The 21,540-nt window shown below is 50.4% G+C and carries 17 protein-coding genes and 1 pseudogene; 4 read left to right on the forward strand and 14 right to left on the reverse strand.

Annotated features, from left to right (window positions below; translation table 11 throughout):
* Window positions 1-161, forward strand: a pseudogene (locus tag RW114_RS20960) (IS91 family transposase); the annotation flags it as partial.
* Between the two features lie 511 nt (window positions 162-672).
* On the opposite strand, the gene gmk reads toward RW114_RS20960, so the two are convergent.
* From gmk to RW114_RS08405, 14 genes are all read right to left on the reverse strand, one after another.
* Window positions 673-1,287 carry a guanylate kinase gene (gene gmk, locus RW114_RS08340; RefSeq protein WP_340122290.1) on the reverse strand — a complete coding sequence of 205 codons (615 nt, stop codon included), beginning with the start codon at window positions 1,285-1,287 and terminating at the stop codon, window positions 673-675.
* Window positions 1,288-1,331: 44 nt separating this feature from the next.
* On the reverse strand, window positions 1,332-2,015 hold the full coding sequence (gene pgl / locus RW114_RS08345) for a 6-phosphogluconolactonase (protein WP_340122291.1): 684 nt from the start codon (window positions 2,013-2,015) through the stop codon (window positions 1,332-1,334).
* A complete protein-coding gene (zwf, locus tag RW114_RS08350) occupies window positions 2,016-3,503 on the reverse strand; it encodes a glucose-6-phosphate dehydrogenase (RefSeq protein ID WP_340122353.1) in 1,488 nt (495 codons plus the stop codon).
* A gap of 59 nt (window positions 3,504-3,562) precedes the next feature.
* Window positions 3,563-5,008 carry a decarboxylating NADP(+)-dependent phosphogluconate dehydrogenase gene (gnd, locus tag RW114_RS08355; RefSeq protein ID WP_340122292.1) on the reverse strand — a complete coding sequence of 482 codons (1,446 nt, stop codon included), beginning with the start codon at window positions 5,006-5,008 and terminating at the stop codon, window positions 3,563-3,565.
* A gap of 279 nt (window positions 5,009-5,287) precedes the next feature.
* Window positions 5,288-5,656: a cytochrome C gene (locus RW114_RS08360; RefSeq protein ID WP_340122293.1), complete on the reverse strand. Its 369-nt coding sequence runs from the start codon at window positions 5,654-5,656 to the stop codon at window positions 5,288-5,290.
* 57 nt (window positions 5,657-5,713) lie between these two features.
* Window positions 5,714-6,790 (reverse strand): metallophosphoesterase family protein, encoded by a 1,077-nt coding sequence (locus tag RW114_RS08365; protein ID WP_340122294.1) that lies wholly within the window; start codon window positions 6,788-6,790, stop codon window positions 5,714-5,716.
* 14 nt (window positions 6,791-6,804) lie between these two features.
* Window positions 6,805-8,058, reverse strand: a complete 1,254-nt coding sequence (locus RW114_RS08370; RefSeq protein WP_340122295.1) for a cytochrome-c peroxidase — start codon at window positions 8,056-8,058, stop codon at window positions 6,805-6,807.
* A 176-nt stretch (window positions 8,059-8,234) separates the two neighbouring features.
* The gene (locus RW114_RS08375) at window positions 8,235-8,738 is read right to left on the reverse strand and encodes a hypothetical protein (RefSeq protein WP_340122296.1); all 504 of its coding nucleotides are present in this window, start codon (window positions 8,736-8,738) and stop codon (window positions 8,235-8,237) included.
* Window positions 8,738-9,292, reverse strand: coding sequence for an FMN-binding protein (locus RW114_RS08380; protein ID WP_340122297.1), 555 nt, complete (start codon window positions 9,290-9,292; stop codon window positions 8,738-8,740). Before RW114_RS08380 ends, RW114_RS08375 begins: the two co-directional genes overlap by 1 nt.
* A 348-nt stretch (window positions 9,293-9,640) precedes the next feature.
* Window positions 9,641-11,050, reverse strand: a complete 1,410-nt coding sequence (locus RW114_RS08385; RefSeq protein ID WP_340122298.1) for a hypothetical protein — start codon at window positions 11,048-11,050, stop codon at window positions 9,641-9,643.
* A gap of 662 nt (window positions 11,051-11,712) precedes the next feature.
* Window positions 11,713-12,768 (reverse strand): phosphotransferase enzyme family protein, encoded by a 1,056-nt coding sequence (locus RW114_RS08390; protein ID WP_340122299.1) that lies wholly within the window; start codon window positions 12,766-12,768, stop codon window positions 11,713-11,715.
* A gap of 12 nt (window positions 12,769-12,780) precedes the next feature.
* Window positions 12,781-13,383: an RdgB/HAM1 family non-canonical purine NTP pyrophosphatase gene (gene rdgB / locus RW114_RS08395; RefSeq protein ID WP_340122300.1), complete on the reverse strand. Its 603-nt coding sequence runs from the start codon at window positions 13,381-13,383 to the stop codon at window positions 12,781-12,783.
* The gene (rph, locus tag RW114_RS08400; protein WP_340122301.1) at window positions 13,380-14,102 is read right to left on the reverse strand and encodes a ribonuclease PH; all 723 of its coding nucleotides are present in this window, start codon (window positions 14,100-14,102) and stop codon (window positions 13,380-13,382) included. Before rph ends, rdgB begins: the two co-directional genes overlap by 4 nt.
* A 302-nt stretch (window positions 14,103-14,404) precedes the next feature.
* A complete protein-coding gene (locus tag RW114_RS08405) occupies window positions 14,405-15,304 on the reverse strand; it encodes a serine/threonine protein kinase (protein ID WP_340122302.1) in 900 nt (299 codons plus the stop codon).
* Between the two features lie 44 nt (window positions 15,305-15,348).
* Between RW114_RS08405 and RW114_RS08410 the strand changes: the two genes are divergently transcribed.
* From RW114_RS08410 to RW114_RS08420, 3 genes are all read left to right on the forward strand, one after another.
* The gene (locus tag RW114_RS08410; RefSeq protein WP_340122303.1) at window positions 15,349-16,215 is read left to right on the forward strand and encodes a YicC/YloC family endoribonuclease; all 867 of its coding nucleotides are present in this window, start codon (window positions 15,349-15,351) and stop codon (window positions 16,213-16,215) included.
* A 166-nt stretch (window positions 16,216-16,381) separates the two neighbouring features.
* Window positions 16,382-19,513: a bifunctional diguanylate cyclase/phosphodiesterase gene (locus RW114_RS08415; protein ID WP_340122304.1), complete on the forward strand. Its 3,132-nt coding sequence runs from the start codon at window positions 16,382-16,384 to the stop codon at window positions 19,511-19,513.
* Between the two features lie 532 nt (window positions 19,514-20,045).
* Window positions 20,046-21,536, forward strand: coding sequence for a complex I subunit 4 family protein (locus RW114_RS08420; protein WP_340122305.1), 1,491 nt, complete (start codon window positions 20,046-20,048; stop codon window positions 21,534-21,536).
* Window positions 21,537-21,540 lie beyond the last annotated feature (4 nt).

Below are 21,540 nucleotides of genomic sequence, written 5' to 3' on the forward strand. Positions count from 1 at the left end.
TGCACGTAGTTCCTGAGGAAGCAAAGGTAAATGAGCCATCGACAGAATCTGTCCAGCCGGTCTTCGTTTGCCCTGATTGTGGTGCGCCGATGATCATTGTCGAAATCCTGGCACGCAAACCGTTGATTCGCGCACCACCCCAGCAACGAGGTGCATCATGAACTTCAGCGTCTTTCGATATGCAAAGCATTCGCCAACGCTTCATCGGCCAGAGTCGATGCGGGAAGGCTTTGTCTGGTGGCGTAAAATCCCCTGTTTGTGCACGCCACTACAACGAAAAACCAGAGGCATCTGCTGCGTAATGGCTCGCCTAAACGATCTCATAGTCCATCTACACGGCTTGCTTGGCACGTCAAACACAGATCAAACACTCAAATCTCCATAGTTCATCGCCTGTCCTGACCAGCCTTGTTATATCCCGCGGTTTCCTCCCTCGAGGCTTGTCCGACGCCTGCCCTCAGCGTTCTGCCGACACCTGGCAGGCATGCGATTAAGGGCAGGCATCTGACAACCCTTAACATAAGCCGAAGTTCGGAGTTCGTAATTTGACCTTAAAAATATCAACACACTCAGGGAGGTGCCCGGTATTTAGGCTGGACTTTTTCACTACTAATCGGGGTAGGGCGTGCCGTGCACGCCTTTTTCAAAGAGGTAGGCCTATTTTTTCGGTTCCTAAGAAAGCAGCGAGGTTAATAAAGGCCGCAGATTAGGCAGCTGGCGTTGCCGGGTTAACCGATTGGCGATGATGATGCTTTTTAACTCAGTCAGCGCCAGCGCAAAGTCATCATTAACCACCAGATAATCGAATTCGTCATGATGGCGGATTTCGGTAACCGCATCGCGCATACGGCGGGCGATAATTTGCTCATCATCCTGACCTCGATTTCTAAGCCGTTGCAACAGCACTTCTGTCGATGGCGGCAGGATGAAAATGGACAGGCTGTCGGGCAGTAGTTTTTTGATTTGCTCGGCACCCTGCCAGTCGATCTCAAGAATCACATCCAGTCCCCGACGCAGATTTTCTGCTACTGTCTGCTGAGCCGTGCCGTAAAAATTGTCGAAAACCTGGGCATGTTCAAGAAACGCCTGTTGTGCCTGCATGGCTTGAAAGTCGGCGACAGGGACAAAGTAATAATCCTGGCCGTGTATTTCGCCCGGCCGCATCGGGCGGGTGGTATGGGAGACGGATACGCTCAGTTGGTCAAGGTCGGCAACCAGCTGTTTAACCAGACTGGTTTTACCGGCGCCGGAGGGAGCGGAAATAATATAGAGTTTGCCGATATTCATAAGACTAAGGTGAAAGGTTCAAGGCGAAAGGCGAAAGGCCGGATCTACGGCTTATACGCATCGCTATCAATATAAATATCGACAGGGTTTTCTGGGGTAATGCCGGCAACCGGCAAATCCTGACCTGAGCGCCACTGGTTGACGGCTTCCTGCTTATTTGCGCCGGTGATCAAGAAGATCAGTTCCCGAGTATTGCTTAATGCCTTGGCGCTGATCGAAACGCGTTCCGGCGGCGGTTTGGGCGAATTATAAACGGCATGCACCGGTTCATCTTGCGGGTGTTGATGGCCTGGAAACAGGCTGGCGGTATGGCCGTCCTCACCCATGCCCAGCAACACCATATCGAACATGCCGGCCTCGGCGACGGTTTGCCGATAGCGTTCGGCGGCAACTTCCGGCCCCAGTTCGGCGGGCATGGTAAAAATCTGCTTCGTCGGAATAGCCACTTTATCCAGTAAAACCCGGCTTGCCATCAGGCTGTTGCGGTCTTTATGATCGGCAGGCAAGCAGCGCTCATCACCGTAATAAATATGCCAGTTGGCCCAGTCCGCATTGGACCCGGCTAATAGTCGATAGACTTTTTCCGGGGTGCTGCCTCCGGCCAATACCAGCTTGAATTTGCGGCGTGCGGAAATGGCCGAGTCGGCGGCGTTAAGAATGTGCTGACAGGCAGCAAAAGCTACGTCTTCTGCGGTTTCAAGAGTATGCCAGCGGCTGTTTTGTTGCATTTAGTTACACTCCGGGATTAATGAGCTGCGCCAGGATTGGCTTTCTTTGTCGAATAAGCGGCGGCTGTCTTCGGGGCCCCAGGAACCGGCGGCATAGGTGACAATATGGTCACGTTCTATTGCCCAGGTTTGCAGGATCGGATCGATAATGCGCCACGCATATTCTACTTCATCAAAGCGCAGAAATAACGAGCGATCGCCTTTTAATACGTCCAGTAACAAGTCTTCATAGGCATCGATGGGTTTTTCATTCTCCTGGCGGAAACTGGCATCCAGGCTGGTGGAGCGGGTGCGCATCTCCAGGCCGGGCTCTTTTACGGTCATTTCAATGCGGATGCACTCTTCCGGCTGTATGCCTAGCAGCACCCAGTTGGGGTTCATGCACTGCACCTCGGTGCCGCGAAAAAACTGCAACGGTGGATGGCGGAAACAAATCGATATAGTCGATTGCGCCTTGGCCATGCGCTTGCCGGTGCGCAGGTAAAAAGGCACGCCGCGCCAGCGCCAGTTATCGATATACAGCTTCATCGCGGCATAGGTTTCGGTGATGCTGTTCGGCGGTATGCCGTCTTCCTGTAGATAGCCGTTGACCCGTTCGCCGCCGACGCTGCCTGTGGCATATTGGGCGCGAAAGGCATGGCCGTGCACCGCTTCCCTGGGAATGGGGCGGATGGATTTTAGGACTTTGACTTTTTCGTCGCGTAGCGATTCGGCTTCCATCGAAACCGGCGGTTCCATGGCGACCAGTGTCAGCAATTGCAGCAGATGGCTTTGCAGCATGTCGCGCATGGCTCCGGCCTTATCGTAGTAATCGGCGCGGCTGCCTATGCCCATCTCTTCGGAATGGGTGATCTGGATATGGTCGATATAATTGCGGTTCCATAGCGGCTCCAGCATCACATTGGCAAAACGAAACACCAGCACATTTTGCACCATGCCTTTGCCCAGATAATGATCGATCCGGTAAATCTGTTCTTCCGATAAATAGTGACTGATGCGTTTTTGCAAAGCCTGGGCGCTGTCCAGATCGTAACCGAACGGCTTTTCGATAATCACCCGTCGCCAGCCGTATTGTTCATCGAATAGGCTGGTATTGCTCAGCATCTCCATAACCGTGCCGAAGTCTGAGGGGCTTATCGACAGATAGAAGGCGATGTTTTTAGGAAATTGGTTTTCCCGGTTGAGCGTATCGACTAATTCCGTATAACACTGCGCTTGTTTTATATCGCCTTGATGATAATACAGTCGGGTGCTAAAGCGCTGGAACACGGTTTCATCAAAATCGCCCGGAGCTTTGTCCTCGATCATTTGCTTGACTTCCGCCAGCCATTTTTCCTGATCCCATGGCCTGCGACCGATTGCCAGAATGCGGGTGCCTTCAGGCAATCGGTTTGCGGCGTCCAGATGATACAGCGCGGGCATTAGCTTAATCCGGGACAGGTTTCCGGTGGCGCCAAAAATAACGTAGGTACAGTGTTCGGCTTTCAGCATTGGTAGCGCCTCGTGGTTTTTTAGGAAAGCCGTTAGCGTACCCGAAAAAACTTTATTTAAACAGTATAGGTCGTCGATGCGGTTTTGCCGCCTTGGCCGGTCCAGTCGGTATGGAAGAATTGGCCTCTGGGTTGATCGACCCGCTCATAAGTATGCGCACCGAAATAGTCCCGTTGGGCCTGTAGCAAATTAGCCGGTAATTTTTCACTGCGATAGCCGTCGTAATACGCCAGAGCCGAGGACAATGCCGGGGTCGGAATGCTGAGCTCGATGCCTAAAATAACGGCTCTACGCCAGCCTTCATCGGCTTGTTTCATCGCATCGACAAAGAAATCGGCCAGCAGCAGATTTTCCAAATCCGGGTTCGCATCATAAGCCTGTTTGATGTCGTTTAAAAACCGGCTGCGAATAATGCAGCCGCCGCGCCACATCAGCGCAATATCGCCATAATTGAGCGCCATGCCATATTCTTTCGAGGCTTCGCGCATCAAGCGAAAACCTTGTGCATAAGAAATAATCTTGGCCGCATACAACGCATCGCCAATGGCAGTAATCATGGCTTTCTTGTTGCCGATAAATTTCAGTGGCCGTTTAGGCAGTACCGATGCCGCTTTAAGCCGTTCCTCTTTTTGGGCGGATAAACAGCGGGCAAATACCGATTCGCCAATCAAGGTTAACGGGATACCCAAGTCCAGGGCATTGATACCGGTCCATTTACCGGTGCCTTTTTGCCCGGCAGTGTCGAGAATTTTTTTCAGCAACGGCTGACCATCGTTATCTTTGTAGGCCAAAATAGCGGCGGTAATTTCAATCAGATAGGAGCTTAAAGGCCCCCGATTCCACTCGGCGAATATCGACTGAATTTCATGAGTACTTAAGCCCAAGCCGTCGGACATCAGTTGATAGGCTTCGCAGATCAATTGCATGTCACCGTATTCAATACCGTTATGCACCATCTTGACGTAATGTCCGGCGCCGTTATCGCCAACCCATTCGCAGCAAGGCTCGCCATCAACCTGTGCACTGATGGACTGGAAAATGGTTTTAACGATAGGCCATGCGTCCTTGTTTCCGCCGGGCATGATGGACGGCCCGTGTCTTGCGCCTTCCTCGCCGCCGGAAACGCCGGCACCTATGTAAAGAAGTTTTTGTTCTTGCAGGGCAAGAGTACGACGTTGGGTGTCGGTAAACAGCGAATTGCCGCCGTCAACAATAATATCGCCGGGTGACAACAGCGGCGCTAACTTGTCGATAGTCTGATCGACCACCTCACCTGCTTTGACCATCAACATGATGATGCGCGGCGATTCCAGATTGTCGACCAATGCTTCCAGCGAGTGCGTGCCGATAATCTGTGTGTTTTTGCCTGGGCCAGCCAGGAATTCATCAACTGTGCTGGTCGTGCGATTAAATACCGCCACTTTAAAACCATGGTCGTTCATATTAAGTACCAGATTTTGTCCCATGACCCCGAGGCCGATTAAGCCGATGTTTGCTTTCATATTTGTCCTCTTAGAGAGTAATTTAGATTTGTCCACGAAAGACACGAAAAGCACGAAAAATCAGTATAATAACGCCGGACGGGTATTTACCCCGTCCGAAACGTTTTTAATTGCCGCCTCTTTGCAACGAACATAACAAACGTATGTGACGGGGTTGAAAACCCCGTCACGCTGGGAGTATGTTTTTTGTTCCAACGTAGCGAGTTGGAACGAGGACTCCGTTTAAATATTTTCGTGCTTTTCGTGTTTTTCGTGGACAATTGATTTTTCCAGGTTTAATCAATGCTTGCCCGGCTCCAGTTTTACTCCCGGTCTTTCATAAGTCACATAGGCCTGTAGCGCAGTCATTTTGGGATCGTCGGCGGCTAGCGGTTGCCCTTCCAGCGGATTTTTAAGGCACCAGTTGATCATTTGCCAAAGCGGGACGACTTTGCCTAGCTGTTTTTGAAATTTCGGATAGGTTTCCGGATGGGTATTGGCCGCATTGGGATGGCATTGGGCGCAGGCAACGCCGTGGGTGCCCAGCTTGGGGCTGATCCATAACTCGCGGCCTTCAGAGGCAACATCCATAAACTGCTGCTGCCAGCGTTGTATATCGGCATCGGTAAATTCATCCGCCAGCGCTGATCCGGTGGTCGCAAATGCCAAACACAATGCTAGGGTTATTTTTTGATAAGTCGATATGATCTTGCTCCGGTACGGTGGCTAATAGTGTGTTTGCGGAATAATCCGCGCTTTTTCGTCCTGATAGACAGCATCTTCCGGGCGTTTTTGTTTCTCGTTATAGCGGACAACCCGGCTGGTGTTGTCATACAGCGTAAAGTTCATATCCGCATTGCCATTGGCCATGTTGATAAATTGCCAGCCGGTGGCGTCGCGCTCGAAAAACGGGTCGGCCCGGTTCATCGGTACCGTCAGTTTCGGCAGGTACTGCTCCGCCTGGGCGTAAGCTTGCGGATAAGGCCACGGCCAGGCGGTCGCCATCACCGAATTGAAGCTGATATTGTCGATCTGGTTGTACTGGATCTGGTGGACGTGACCGTAGATGACCGAAACCTTTTTGAACGGTTCCAGCAAGGCCTGAACCTGATCGGCGTCTTCGGTCCAGAAATTCCAGCCTTTAAATATTTTTTGCAACGGCGAATGGGAGAACACCACCACCGGTGTATCTTTGTCGATTTTATCCAGATCATCTTTCAGCCACAGCCGTTGCTCATCGCCAACCATAAACGGTAAGCTGTTCGGGTTATCGAGTCCGGCCATTTCCAGCATCCGCTGTGCGGCGGTCGGCCAGCGTTTGAACGTCCAGTCGTCATAGGTTTTGATGCTGTTCAGCACCACGAAATGCACGCCTTTATGGTCGAAGCTGTAGTATTGCGGGCCGAATAGCTTCTCCCAATATTCGCCCAGATCCAGGTAATAATCATGCTCACCCATCACATAACGGACATCGCCATGTAATGCCGACAGGATTTGGGCACCATGATCCAGTTCGGCTTTGCTGCCCAGCTGCGCCAGATCGCCGCCAAACACCACAAAATCCGGTTTGGGTACCAGCAGATTGGTTTCTGCGACAGCGCGAATCAAGCCCCGGCCCCAGTTCCTGACGAAGCGATTGTCTTTAATATGCTGGATGTGCGCATCCGAAATATAGGCGAAGCTGAAGTTTTGGCTGCTTTCTGCAAAGGCCAGTTCAACCAGGCTGATCGGTAAGGTGCTGCCGATGGCTAAAGTGCCTGCGCTTTTGATGAAATTACGGCGGCTGTTATTGATGGTGTTCATAGTGAATTCCTCATTCAGTTGGCCGCTTGGGTCGGTGCAGGAATAACTTGTTTTGGGCTGATTCTTGAGCTAGTCAGGGCTTTCATAAAGTCCACTAGGTCATCCAGCTGCGGGTCGCTCAGATCCAGCGGACGAATGCCGCCGCTGAGAAAATCGTTGACCGGTTCGCCCGCTTTGTTCACGCCGCCGTTGTTGTAATGAACCATCACCTTTTTCAGGGTTTTCAGGCTGCCGTCGTGCATATAGGGCGCGGTCAGTTCGACATTGCGCAAGGTAGGCGTTTTGAATGCGCCGATTTGGCTTAATTCATCGGTCACTGCAAAGCGGCCCAATTCCGACGACTTTTTATCGGTCAACACCAGCACATCGACTTGGCCGCCTTTGAGTTTTGCTTCCAGAAAGGCTTCAGTCTGCCTGGGAATATCCTGTTGAATCCGGTTAATGCCGATGCCGATGTTATGAAAACGGCCATCAGTGAAAAGTGCGTGATCCTGCTCAATGGTATGACAGGAAACGCAGCGGCCCTGCCCGATGAACAGCTCGAATCCGCGAATCTGGGCCGCAGTCATCGCATCGGCCTGGTTGTTGAAATGATAACGGTCGAAAGCGGAGTTGCCCGAAACCAGGGTGCGCTCGAAGCTGGCAATCGCCGTGGCGACATGGTCGATGGACAACCTTTTACCGCTCACTTCAAACACGGTTTGGAAGGTAGCAAGATAATCGGGGTCGCTACGGACGATTTCTAGCACCTGTTTATGGTCGGCCAAGCCGTGCTCAACCGGATTGATCAGCGGCTGCTTGGCTTGGCCTTCCAGATCAGGTTCGCGCCCGTCCCAAAATTGCGACTGGTTGAATGCGGCGTTGAGTACGGTGGGGGCGTTGCGGGTTCCGGTCAGCCCGTGATGCCCGACCGAGACCGGCAGGCCGTCGGTAAATGCTTGTTTTTCGTCGTGGCAATTTGCGCAACTGACCGTGCCATCGACAGAAAAGCGTTTGTCATGAAACAGTTTATCGCCCAAGGTAATTTTTGCCGGGATGGGGACCGGCGGCAAACCTGACAGATCATTTTCGTCAGCCTGACTTTTTGCGTCGCCCGGTTGATCATTGACGGCGGCTGATACAGTCATGGGGTTGGTGCTGATCTGCTTATAGGCGAACAAAGCGGCAGGATAAGGGCTAGCAATACTGCATGTCGCATGACAGGCCTCCTGATGAATCGTAGAGAAGAGGACGTTGTTGTTATCATCCAACCCTGACTCCGGCGGCATGATAACAACAGCTAAACTTTGAGATTAGATGAAGCGTGTCATTCGTGCAATAAGTAGAATCACTTAATTTGATGGTTGGTAAGTCTTGAGATATGCATGACTTACCTTGATTGATCTGGGTGTGGCGGTATTAGCGCTTTTTAATCTACAGCGCGAATAAATTCACGCCCACATTATTATTCGGGGCTGGGATTATTCATCCGAACTCTGGCGCGTACCAAGGCGATAATCACCACTATCAACAACGCCGCCAGCGAAAGTTCCAGTACTGCGAACGCGGCAATTTTAAACCAGGCAAAGAGCGGATCGACAAACCTGACCAACCAGCCGCCGGCTTCATCGGCCAATGCGCCTCCGTAAGTCAAACAGCTCAGCCAGATCTTTAACCGTATCGAGAACTCGGTCATCAGCATTAAGTGAGTTAAGGTCAGCACCAGCATGCCCATTGAGAATAGATGAAAATGCGAGACTTCGAGCATGCCCTGATAGCTGCGCGGCTGGGTAAACTGTTGTTCTGAGCCCAGATAATAAGCAATCACCGAATCCGGCGTTAAGTCCATATGATTGAAATACATCATGCCGTTACTAAACCATAACAACGCTATGTACACTAAAAACATTAACACCAGCGTGTTTAACAAGGATTTACGATGCTGTTCTCCGGTAACAAAATAACGCATTAATTTTTACCCTGATCTTTGACCAGTACCTGAAAAATCGCCATCACTTTGCGGACACTGCTGACTGCTGCTCTGGTGCTTAGAGTCGCGCCGCTGATGCCGTCGATACCTTTATTAAAATCCATGTCGGCTAAAGGCCGTTTATATAATTGTTCAAACCAGCGTTGCGGCGGCATATATTCCGGCGGCTCATGAAAGGCGAGGGTAGTGACGTTACGCAATTCGCCATCCGGGCTCAGCACAATCATTAAAGTTTCCGGTTTAGTTCTGACTGTACCGGTTTCAATAGCGCCGTAACCGAGTACTTTGCCCTGATTTTTACTGACATAAAAAGTAAACAGGCCGGAATCGAGTTTAACCTTGGCCAGCTGCTCTATTTTGGCGACTTGTTGTTCATCAGGGAATAACGCTAACTGCTCGACTTGCGCATCTTTGCCGAACGCCAGTTCCAGCGCTTCATTCTTGCTGTAAAAAATGGTGGCGTAGCTCGGAGTTACTGCGCTGAGCAGCCATAAGAAGAGCATAAAAAAGCCCCCTTGCCTGATTGTTTTCATAGTGTGTCTCGTATGCGGAATTGATTAAACTTAAGAGGATGAAAAACAAATAGTTTAACACTACCTATAAACAGGCTACCAATTTAAGGTAACACAAATCAGGCCTACAGGCTTTGCCCGTTCGCAAGCACAAAGCTAAGGTATGAACAGGATTGTGGGGGCGACTTTAGTCGCCCAGTCAGCGTTCGATCGGCGACTCAAGTCGCCGCCATATCAGCCATTAAGTAGGTAGCCAAAAAAATTTTAACAAATTGAAAAGAATTTTTTACCACGAAGAACACGAAGAAAAATAATGACCTTCGTGTCCTTCGTGGTGAATAAAAGCGACTACTTATTGTTAGGGCGAAACTAGAAGATAAAACCGAAGCCCAGGTTGAAATCGTCCGGCACGCTGCCCCGTTTCGCGGTGAAATTGCGATAATCCGCTTTGATCACGACATTGGGAATGGGCTTGTATTGCAAGCCGAACTGGTAAATTTTTCTATCTTTGGTTTCATCGTCAGAAAAACCGACCGGTGCGCTGGCAACCGTATCCATTTGTTCATAACGGAAGAACGGGGCGAGATATTGCGTGGTGTTTTTAAACATTAACGGCAATACGTCATAACCGAGTTCTGAATACCAGCCGTAGTTTTCTTCGCCAATGGTTTGACCTTTGGCCGCACTAAGCACACCTGCATCGTCGATATGCCCCCACGAACCTAAGGTACGGAATTCCAGCCCTCGATATTTCCATTGCACATGGGCTTCATAAAGCTGGGTGAAGACATCGACTTGTTGATTTGCAAAAGTCTGATTTTGACCGGAGTTACCCAAATAGGCTGAGCCTCCAACGGTTACGCCCGGCAATGCCGTGGGCGTGTAATCCAACCGTCCGACAAAAGCCAAATCTTCAGCATAGGCTTGAGCGCCTTTTTGTCTGCCCGAGCGTATACCTGCACTACTAAAATCAGCTGCGTCCATGCCATTGACGACATAAGTCGTATAAGTCAATTCAGGTGTGATTGCACCGAACAGACCGACACCAATTTCACGCCAGGTGCTGGGAATAATCTGGCGTTCCACTTCAGGGCGATTGTTACCGAAATAAAATGGCGGTTCGTGTATCTGGTTGAGGAAGCCCATCGGCAATAGAACCATACCGGCACGGACATTAGCTATCGGATCAATAAAGAAATCCAGTGCCGCAAACTCAACCGACACATCACCATTGCCATTACCACTGCCTTCTACCGAGGCGTGTTCAAATTCAATCTCGCTGTTGAACAGGATATTGTCGGTAAATTTATAGCCCACATACAGAACTAAACGTTCCAGGTCGGCGTTGTCTGGATTTTTTAACTTGCCCTTGTTATCCCTTCCGCCTTGGTCATCAACACGAGCCTGATAATTAGCCTCGCCATAACCACCTATCGACAGACCTTTACCTACCTGATAGACCTTGGATGCCGCAGGCCCCAGGCCATACGCGCTTTTATACTGCACCTCGTCAGGAATACTCAGATTGGTACGCAGCTTTTCAACTTCCTGGCTTAACACATCGGTTTTTCGTTCTAAAGTTTTTACGTCGGCACCGGCAGTTTTGACTGGAGCCGTCGGCATTCCTGATTTCATTTCGTCAATTTGCTTTTGCTGCGCCTGAATTATTTTCCACATATCTTCCATAGTCTGCGGTTTTTCCAATGCGCTGACAGGCGCACTCAAAGCGGTCAGCGCTGTCAGTATGGCACCTTTTAATAAGGTTTTATTGTTGTTCATTGATACGATCTCTCACAAATAAGGGGTAAGAGAAGTATAAATCAAATAGACGCGCTAATACAAATGATTCTTATTTAAGGCTTAAAATAGGGTTTTGTTGCGTGGTTTTTTATGACGCCGCTATTGGATAAAAAGAGTGAGCAAGAAAACCGCAAATGTGGTCACACGAAGTATAGTGTGGGGGGAATTGAGTTGCCCTCAGTCAGGTGGACTTGATGGTTTGTAAAAACCGAAAACTTAAATGCTTTCTGGAGTCCAAAGCCAGCTTTGGACAGTTCAAAGTCGGTTTTATGATTTAATAAGGCACTGCCAGATTATGGTGGCAATGGGCGACCGCGGAAACTGCTCCTGCGTTGCTCTACCTCGTGCATAATCCACAGGGGTGTGGTGAATGCAGATATTGCAGGAGCAAATATCTGTCCGTGCAGTCGTGCTGGATTGCCCTATCCTTTATCCTAGAAAAATCATTTGATCCGCGAAAAACACAAAAAGCACGAAAATATTCAAAGAGATTCCAAGTTGTATATCGTCACCCAAAGGGTGAATGGCTGCGTAATACAATATACTGATTTCTTTCGTGTCTTTCGTGCTTTTCGCGGACTAACTGCGGTTTTCAGGTTTATCGCGACAACGGGCAAATAACTTGTGTAGATAGCTATGCCCTAACAGGAAACAACCTTGTTTTGTAACTGCGAGACCAGGCGCTTAATCGCCGGTTCCTGCGCGATGATGCTCTCGCATAAGCGGAATTGGCCGGCAGCGCGCTGTAAGTTTTGCTCGGGTTCGGCCACCTTGAAATACCGGTTCCCTTGCAGATAATCGGTATAAAAGCGGAGGCCTAATTCGAAAGGGATCAGACGGATGGCGGGGTACAAATAGTGATAATCGTGTTCGGTAAAGAATGCGCCGGCCTCGCTTAGGTAGCTTTTTAACAGCGCGGCGCAAATAGCCAGATCAAACCCGACCGGATCGGCGCTGTAGCAGCAAGAGCGCAGACAATCGCCAATATCGTAATGAACCAGTCCCGGTTTGACGGTGTCCAGATCGATAATGCTGATGACCTTTTTGCTGTGTTTATCAAACAGGAAATTGTTTAATTTGGGGTCGCCATGAATAACCCGCAAAGACAGCAAACCCTGCTGTTTTGCAGCTTCCAGATCATCGGCGATAGGCTGTAACCGGGTGATAAATTCGGCGCAATAACGGTTTTTGGGCTGATCCGATAACGGTAAAACCTGATGATAATGCTTCAAATATTGAGGCGTTATATGAAAGCCGGGCAGGGTATCATGCAAAAGCACAGGATCAAGGTCGCTGACTAAGCGATGAAAATGCCCCAGCGCAAATCCGGCCTGCTCCGCATCGCTGATAGTGCCTATGGTCTCTACACTTTCGCTATCGCTTATAAAGCTCAGCGCCCGCCAGCAGTCGCCGTTTTGATCCTGATAAAACGTGCGGTTATCGAGGGGTTTTAAAATTTCCGGGATTTGCAGCTTAACCGACGTGCCGGTTTTTTGCGCTATATGCCGATTAAGCGTTATCAGGTTGGCCATGATTTGCTCAGGCGCAGCAAAAACCGTGCGGTTTATGCGTTGCAGAACAAACGGAACTGATGGCGTTGCGACCAGGTAGGTATCATTGATCAGGCCATTGCCGAGCGGGGTTATTTCGGTAACGGTGCTGGCGAATTGCTTGGCGACGGGGAGTAATGTATTCATCAACTTAAAAAATTATTTGGCTTTGATTAATGCCGTTAAATGCCCCAAAGCCTGACCTCGGTGACTCAGCGTATTTTTAACCGCCGCCGGTAATTCTGCCGATGTGCAATTATGGCTGGGCACCCAGAATACCGGATCATAACCGAAACCGTTTTCGCCGACAGCATGATCCAAAATCCGGCCTTCCCAAACGCCTTGGGCGATCACAGGGCAGGGATCATTAGCGTGCTCCATAAACACCATCACACAGATAAATCGCGCGGTACGCAGTTCAGCAGGTACGCTTTCCAGCTCGCGCAACAGCTTGTTCAGATTGTCCCGGTCGCTGGCAAGCGCGCCGGCATACCGGGCGGAAATCACGCCGGGCGCACCGTTCAACGCATCAACCACCAGCCCCGAATCATCGGCTATCGCCGGCAGCTTGCAATGCAGCGCCGCATTTCTGGCTTTCAGAATGGCATTTTCTACAAAGGTAGCGCCGGTTTCTTCCGCGTCGACAACATTAAATGTAGATTGCGGAATAATGGGGTGTTCCGCAAGTATCGCCTGAATTTCCCTGATCTTGCCGGGATTGCCGCTGGCCAGGACGATTTTATTTAGGGTTGAAAAGGTCATTTATGATTTTCTATCGCGATGCGTTGTTTTTCCAGCAATTGCTTGATGCCTAAACCCGCCAGTTCCAGCATGGCATCCAGTTCTTCTTTTCTGAACGCATGACCCTCAGCTGTACCCTGCACTTCAATAAACGCAGCCGCATCGTTCATCACCACATTCATATCGGTTTCCGCATTGCTGTCTTCGGCATAATCCAGATCCAGCACCGGCACACCGTTATAAATACCCACGGAAACCGAGGCAACCTGGCCATGTAGCGGATTGGTCTTGATTTGTTTGCGTCTGAGCATCTTTTGCACCGCCAGCGACAGCGCGACAAAACCGCCGGTAATCGCCGCAGTACGGGTCCCGCCATCCGCCTGCAATACATCGCAATCGATCATGATGGTATGTTCGCCTAGCGCCTTTAAATCAATTGCTGCCCGTAAGGATCGGCCGATCAAACGCTGAATTTCCTGGGTGCGTCCGCCCTGTTTGCCGTTACTGGCTTCGCGTCCCATCCGGGTATGGGTCGAACGCGGCAACATGCCGTATTCGGCGGTAATCCAGCCTTCGCCTTTGCCTTTAAGAAAGCGCGGTACACTCCGGTCGACACTGGCAGTGCAAAGCACCCGGGTATCGCCGAATTCAACCAGGACAGAGCCTTCTGCGTGTTTGGTAAAACCGCAGGTGAATTTTATGTCTCTCAGTTGATCCGGGTTACGTCCGCTTGGTCTCATAGTTGTTCCGCTAAATTGAAAAACCGAACAGTATACCTGAACAGCGCGCTGCTCGGATTTTCAATTCACCAACGTCACTATTCAGACATCAATATAATAGAAATACTAGGGGGTGCTTATGCGTAACAATGCCTCATTGATCCTTTATCCAGTTTATAATTTTTTTTATTACCATGAAGTACATGAAGATAATGAAGAAAAACGCAGGGAGTAAATACAGTAAATTCTTCATGCCCTTCATGGTAAAAATAAATGGCATTCCCTGAAATCAATACCCCATTTTTCTAACGGCTGAGTCGTTATCAACCATCAGCAAGAGCTTGCTGCAACTCGGCAACCGATTGCGGACGATTTTCCGGCTGTAACTCCATAGCCCAGTCGATGGCTTTTAACAGATGTTCCGGAAATTTTCGCTTAAGCGCCTGGACTGCGGGAGTCAGCGTGTCCTGTCGCGCTCTATCCAATGCGGGAACCGGCGTTTTATGCTCCAGGCAATTGCGCATACTCGCACCCACTGCATAAATATCCGTCCACGGGCCTAGCTCGGAGCTCAGGTCATGCTGCTCTATCGGCGAGTAGCCTTTCGTCAAAACCTTGCTTTGCTTGTTAAGGGATGATTTCGGAAAGCCCTGAATCGCGCCAAAATCCAGCAATAACGCATCATTGCCGGGCCGCACCAGAATGTTGGCGGGTTTAATGTCCAGATGAATAAACTGATGACGATGAATATGGCTTAATCCTGCCAATAAGGTGTTGAACACGCTCAAGAAAAAATCTTCGGAAACAGGCAGTATTTTATTGCTTAGCAGCTTGTCCAGCGTCACCCCGTAGTCATAAGTCATGACCATATATACGGTAGAATGGGCTTTAAAAAAACCGATAACCTCGACAATATTGGGATGTTTTAAGGTCGACAACACCTTGGCTTCTTCAAAAAATAAAACCCTGCCGCGGGTGAATAAAGCCGCGGTTTCTTCGCTGTTGGCGACAACGGCATTGTTCCAGGTTCGGTGGGCAAACTTTCGAGGCAGATATTCTTTAATGGCAACCTGAATCTGATCGGCTGTTTGTCTGGCCAGATAAACGGAACTGAAACCGCCGTGCGCCAACTCCCTCTCAATGACATACTGGTCTATAATAGTGCCGGTTTGCAGGTAGTTCCATTCTTTGGGATAAGTATTCGGATCGTAATATTCAGCCATTGTGTTGTTTGTTGGTACCAGAATCCATCAATTATAGGTGAAAAATGATCAAAAGCATGACCGCATTTGCCGGCAATGAGATAGAAATCGGCGACTTAACCCTCAGCTGTGAATTGCGCTCAGTCAATCACCGCTATTGCGACATTAGCTTGAGACTGCCGGAGCGCCTGCGTTTTGTTGAAGCCGAGCTGCGTTCAGCCATCGCCGCAAAGATCAGTCGAGGTAAAGTTGAATGCTCATTGAGCTACAAAAAACAGGCTAAAAACGGCCCTAGCTTCATCATTAATATGGATGCGGTAGCCACACTACTTGCTGCGACCAATGCTATTGAGGAGCAAATTCTGGGTACTTTGTCATTTTCGGCGCTGGAGGTACTGGCATTCCCCGGCATCCAGCAGGAACCGGATATTGACAAAGAGCAGCTCGGTCTGGGTATCATCGCCCTGGTCGACCAAACACTGGCTCAACTGCTGGAAGCGCGGGAACGAGAAGGCGCTCAACTTAAAATTCTGCTCGAAGAGCGTTGTACCAAAATGCTGGGGTTTGTCGACTTAGCGGGCAAACGCATGCCGGAAGTCTTATTGCTGATTCGCAATAAACTCAAAGACCGGATCACCGAACTGGTCGCCGAGCCCGATTTTGACCGTCTGGAACAGGAACTGGTGCTGCTGGCTCAAAAACTGGATATTACCGAAGAACTCGACAGACTGGAAACCCATATCAATGAGGTGTTGCGGGTACTCAAGCAAAAAGATCCGGTCGGCAGGCGCCTGGACTTTTTAATGCAGGAATTGAACCGCGAAGCCAATACCCTGGGATCCAAATCGGCCGACAAGGAAATGACCCGGATAGCGATAGAACTTAAAGTGCTGATCGAGCAAATGCGCGAGCAGGTGCAAAATATAGAGTAGTGTTTCAACAAAAGGCCACTGAAGTGGTAGAGCGAGCCGATAGCGCTCTGCGCCGCCAAGGTCTTCACGGTTGAACTGATTGCGAAACCTTCGCAATATGACAGGTTGCATTGCAATTAATAGATTCTTTATGACGATTCACGAGAAACGAAGCGGCAAAGACATAATGACGCCTCCCAACAACTTGTCTCGATTTTCGCGCAGCCTCTGGCTGGCAGTGGGAATGTTTGTCGTTTTCGCCATGCTTTTTGTCATCTATGTCCGTTCGGAAAAGCAGATTAATCGTGCCAATGAGTTGCGGTTTCAATCCCGCTTGCTGGCTGACGAATTACGTCAGTCATCAGATGATCTTACCCGTATGGTGCGCAGTTATGTCGTCACCGGCAATCCTGTCTATAAACAACACTTTCAGAACATTCTCGATATCCGCGACGGCAAGATGTCCCGCCCGGTCAATTATCACGATATCTATTGGGATCTGGTACCGGCTGATGACCGGAGTCCGGACAGCGGGAAAAAGATTGCCTTGCTGGATCTGATGCGGCAAGCCGGTTTTACCGGGGAAGAATTTGCCAGACTGGCACAAGCCAAGACCAATTCGGATGGACTCACCGGCACTGAATTCGCCGCGATGAAGCTGGTCGAATCCACGGCCACACCTACCGGGGCCAACCGTCTGAAGGCAAGCCTGATGTTGCAAGACGCAGCCTATCATCAGGCCAAGGCCGACATCATGCAACCGATCAGCGAGGTCTACCGGCTGATGAATCAACGCACCCTGGATGGCGTCCACGCTGCGGAGCATGCGGCCACGCTTTTGCGTATGGTGTTCGCCTCATCCGGCTTGCTGTTGATATTGATGTTATGGCGCGCTTATCGGGCTTTGTATGTCACACTGGGTTCATCGGTGGGTGAGTTGTATCGGCGTATCGCCTGCATAGGGAGCGGAGATTTTTTATCCGCCATTCCTGTCGCAGCAGGCATGGAAAACAGTGTACTGGGCTGGCTGTCGGCAACGCAGGTCAACCTTGCCCGCTTTGATGCTCAGCGCAACGAGGCCGAAGCGAGAAATCAGCGCATGACCCAGCTTTATGCCGCTTTGAGCCAGTGCAACCAGGCCATTGTGCGCTGCACTAATGAAGAAGAGCTGTTTTCGCAAATTTGTTGCAATGCGGTAACTTTCGGCGGGATGAAGATGGCGTGGATAGGCTTGTTGGACGAACTAAGCCGGCAGCTTAAGCCGGTTGCGTCTTATGGCGGCGGCACGGAATATCTGGACGGGATTCAAATCTCGGTTGATGAAAACGAGCCAGCCGGGCGAGGTCCAACCGGAACAGCCATACGTGAAGATCAGCCTTTCTGGTGTCAGGATTTTCAGCATGATCCCGCCGCCGCACTATGGCACGAGCGCAGTGCAAAGTTCGGTTGGAGGGCTTCAGCCGCGCTGCCCTTGCACAGAAACGGCGTGGTCATCGGGGTTTTCACGCTATACGCCGCCGAAATCAATGCCTTTGATCAAGCTGCACGTGACCTGCTGGTGGAAATGGCGATGGACATCGACTATGCGCTGAACAGCTTTGAGCGCGAGGCGCAGCGCAGGCATGCCGAGAGTTCGCTGGCAGATTCACATCATCTGCTTAAAATGATCATCGACACGGCGCCTATACGTATTTTCTGGAAAGATCAGGAGCTACGTTATTTGGGTTGTAATCCCGCTTTTGCCAGGGATGCCGGAGAAGTCTCGGCGCAGGATATCATCGGCAAAGACGATTATCAGTTGGCCTGGAAAGAGCAGGCGGAACATTATCGGGCCGATGACCGGCGGGTAATGGATTCAAATATGCCTAAACTTGCCTTTGAAGAGCAGCAAACCACGCCTGATGGAACCAACATCTGGCTGCGTACCTCTAAAGTGCCGCTTCAGAATGAGGCTAACGAAACTATCGGTGTGCTGGGTATTTACGAAGATATAACCGAGCAAAAGCGTATCGAGGAACATATTCATTATCTGGCTAATTTCGATTCGCTGACCGGATTGCCGAACCGCACCCAGCTGGATGATCATCTTAAATACGCCCTCAGTTTGGCGAAGCGCAGCAACGGACACTTGGCATTGATGTTCCTCGATCTCGACCATTTCAAAGATATCAATGACTCGCTCGGCCATAGCATCGGTGATGCCTTGTTGATTGAACTGGCAAAACGCCTGCGCCTGGTGCTGCGAACAGAAGATACGGTGACGCGCATGGGTGGGGACGAATTCATTTTGTTATTGCCCGGCGTCGATGCCATCGGCGCCGCGCACGTGGCGCAAAAGTTACTGGATGCCATTGCGGAGTCTTATTGGATCGAGTTCTATGACCTGGCCTTGACCGCATCAATCGGTATTGCGCTCTATCCGGCAGATGGCGTGGATCTGGAAGCACTCTCCAAGAGCGCAGATGCCGCCATGTATCGTGCCAAACAGGAAGGACGCCATTGCTATCGTTTCTTTACCCAGGAAATGCAGGCGCGTTCGGCTCGCAATCTGCAATTGGTCAATGCGCTGCATCACGCGCTGGAACGCAAGCAATTACAGGTCTATTACCAGCCGCAAGTTTCGATGCGAGATGGGCGCATGATCGGAGCGGAGGCTTTGTTGCGCTGGCAGCATCCTGAATTGGGGATGGTGTCTCCGGCAGAATTCATTCCTGTCGCGGAAGGCAGCGGGCTGATCCTGCCGATCGGCGAGTGGGTATTAAGGTGTGCCGTGCGGCAGGCAAAAGTCTGGATGGAGGATGACTTAGGCCCGCTGATTATGGCAGTGAACCTGTCAGCGGTGCAGTTTCGTCATCCCGATTTGCCCGAACTGGTCACGCGCATACTCGACGAAGAAGGCTTGCCGCCCGAGTATCTGGAACTGGAGTTGACCGAAGGTGTGGCGATGCACAACCCGCAAGGCGCCATCGCGGTGATGAACAATCTGCACGAGCGCGGTATTCGTATGTCGATCGATGACTTCGGTACCGGCTATTCTTCATTGAGCTATCTGAAGAAATTCAAGGTGTACAAACTCAAGATCGACCAATCCTTTGTCCGTGACATCAGTACCGACCCGGAAGACAAGGCTATTGTCAGCGCCATTATCAACCTGGCGAAGAGCCTTGGCCTGCAAACCATTGCCGAAGGCGTGGAAACGCCAGGACAACTGGCGTTCCTCCGCGAACAGGGTTGTGATGAGATGCAGGGTTATCTGTTCAGCAAGCCGTTACCGATTGAGCAGTTTGAAGCATTATTGAAGCGGGACTTTGTTTTCTGAGGGGATGTCCTTCATCCTGAAAACCGCAGTTAGTCCACGAAAAGCACGAAAGCCAAAAGTAGGCGCCTCTAGGCGACACGAAAGAAACCAGTATGTTGTATTACGCAGTCATTCACCCTTTGGGTGACGATCTATAACTGGGTATCTCTTTGAATATTTTCGTGCTTTTTGTGTTTTTCGTGGATCAAATGATTTTTCTAGGTTCATAGTCATAAAAATAAGTTATAAACCGGATAAAGGATTATTAGACATTGTTACTCATCGCCCCTCTACATATCAACGCTACGCAGAGCAGGCGACAATATTATGTTGATCGCTAACCGACATGAAACCGCTGTAAGTGTGTTTTGCAGTTGCTTTGAAAGGATACTGAAAGGTTGCAATGGTAAACTGGCCGGTCGAAACCCTTTTGACGCGCGGGTGAAATAACAGCGTTAGTTTGCAAGGTTAATGCTTGCACTGCCTCGGCCTTAACGTACAATTGCTAACCCTTGAAACTACCAGACAACAGAGCATAAGGAAGACTAAAATCATGGGGATACTCAGTATACTGCTCTGGACTCCGGCTGCCGGGGTCTTGCTTCTGACCTTGACTCCCGGGCAGAACATTCAGCTAATCCGCTATATCGCGAACCTGTTTACCACTATCGCCTTTTTATTGGTCTGCTGGCTGCTTAGCATTTATAACGCGCACGATGCGGATTTACAGTTTAATGAATATTTCCCGCTTAACCCTAAGTTAGGCAGCGCTTATGCGTTGGGCATAGACGGTTTGTCGATGCCGATGTTGGTATTGGCGACATTGCTTACCTCGATAGCATTGCTGGCCTCATTCACCGTATCCAGCAGCGTTAAGGGCTATCACATTTGTATCTTGTTGCTTGAATTCGGTATGTTGGGTGTGTTTCTGGCTCAGGATTGGGCGTTGTTCTATATCTTTTGGGAAGTGACCTTAATCCCGCTGTTCTTCCTGATTGGCCGCTGGGGCGGCAAACGGAGACACACCGCCAGTCTTAACTTCGTGCTGTATACGATGGGCGGCTCGATTTTTATGCTGATCAGCTTGTTGGCGATCAGTCAGTACGATCTTGAACACGGCGGCTCTTTAATGTCCTCCATGCACCAGGCGGCACAAGACATGCCCAGGGTTGAGCAGGTCTTGGTGCTGCTCGGTTTTGTGATCGGCTTCGGCGTTAAGATGCCGATTTTCCCGCTGCACGGCTGGTTGCCGCTGGCGCATGTTGAAGCGCCCAGTCCGGTGAGTATTTTGCTGTCCGGTATTTTGCTGAAAATGGGCGCTTACGGCTTGATCAGGGCGGTAGTGATGCTGCCGGAAGCCGCCTTACTATTGCAACCCTTGTTGGTTTTTCTGGGGCTGTTCGGTATGCTTTACGGCGGACTGCTGGCCTGGCGGCAAAGCGATCTTAAAGCCATGGTGGCTTATTCGTCAGTCAGCCACATGGGTATAGTCTTGTTGGGTATCGCAACCTTGAACGAGGCGGGCATTACCGGCGCGGTGTTGCAAATGAGCGCTCACGGCCTGATTGCCGGTGCGTTGTTTCTGCTGGTCGGCCTGCTGTATGAGCGCACTCATACCCGCAATATTCAGGATTACAGTTCGCTGATTCGAGTGATGCCGCGTTTTACCTTGTTTATGACCTTAACCTTGTTGGCGGCGATGGGGCTGCCCGGTTCGGTTGGCTTTGTTGCCGAACTGCATACCTTGATCGGCGGTTTCAGCTTGTTCTCAAGTGTCGGCATGGGGTTGGGCTTGATGGTATTTTTCAGCATCAGCATATTAATCGGAGCCGCCTACGCGCTACGTACCATCAGCCTGTTATTTGCCGGCCCGGTAAAGTCGTCGATGCAGCAGCTTGAAGACTTGAGAACGCCGGAGTTATTGGCTGCCGGAATACTGGTGGCGGGTATTGTGTTGTTCGGTCTGCTGCCCGCGCCGCTGCTTGATTTGTCCGCAGCCACCATCAGCCAGATGAACGGCCTAATCAGTCAACGGATTTTGTAGGAAT

This window comes from Methylobacter svalbardensis (assembly GCF_037671525.1).
In the GTDB taxonomy this organism is placed as follows: domain Bacteria; phylum Pseudomonadota; class Gammaproteobacteria; order Methylococcales; family Methylomonadaceae; genus Methylobacter_A; species Methylobacter_A svalbardensis.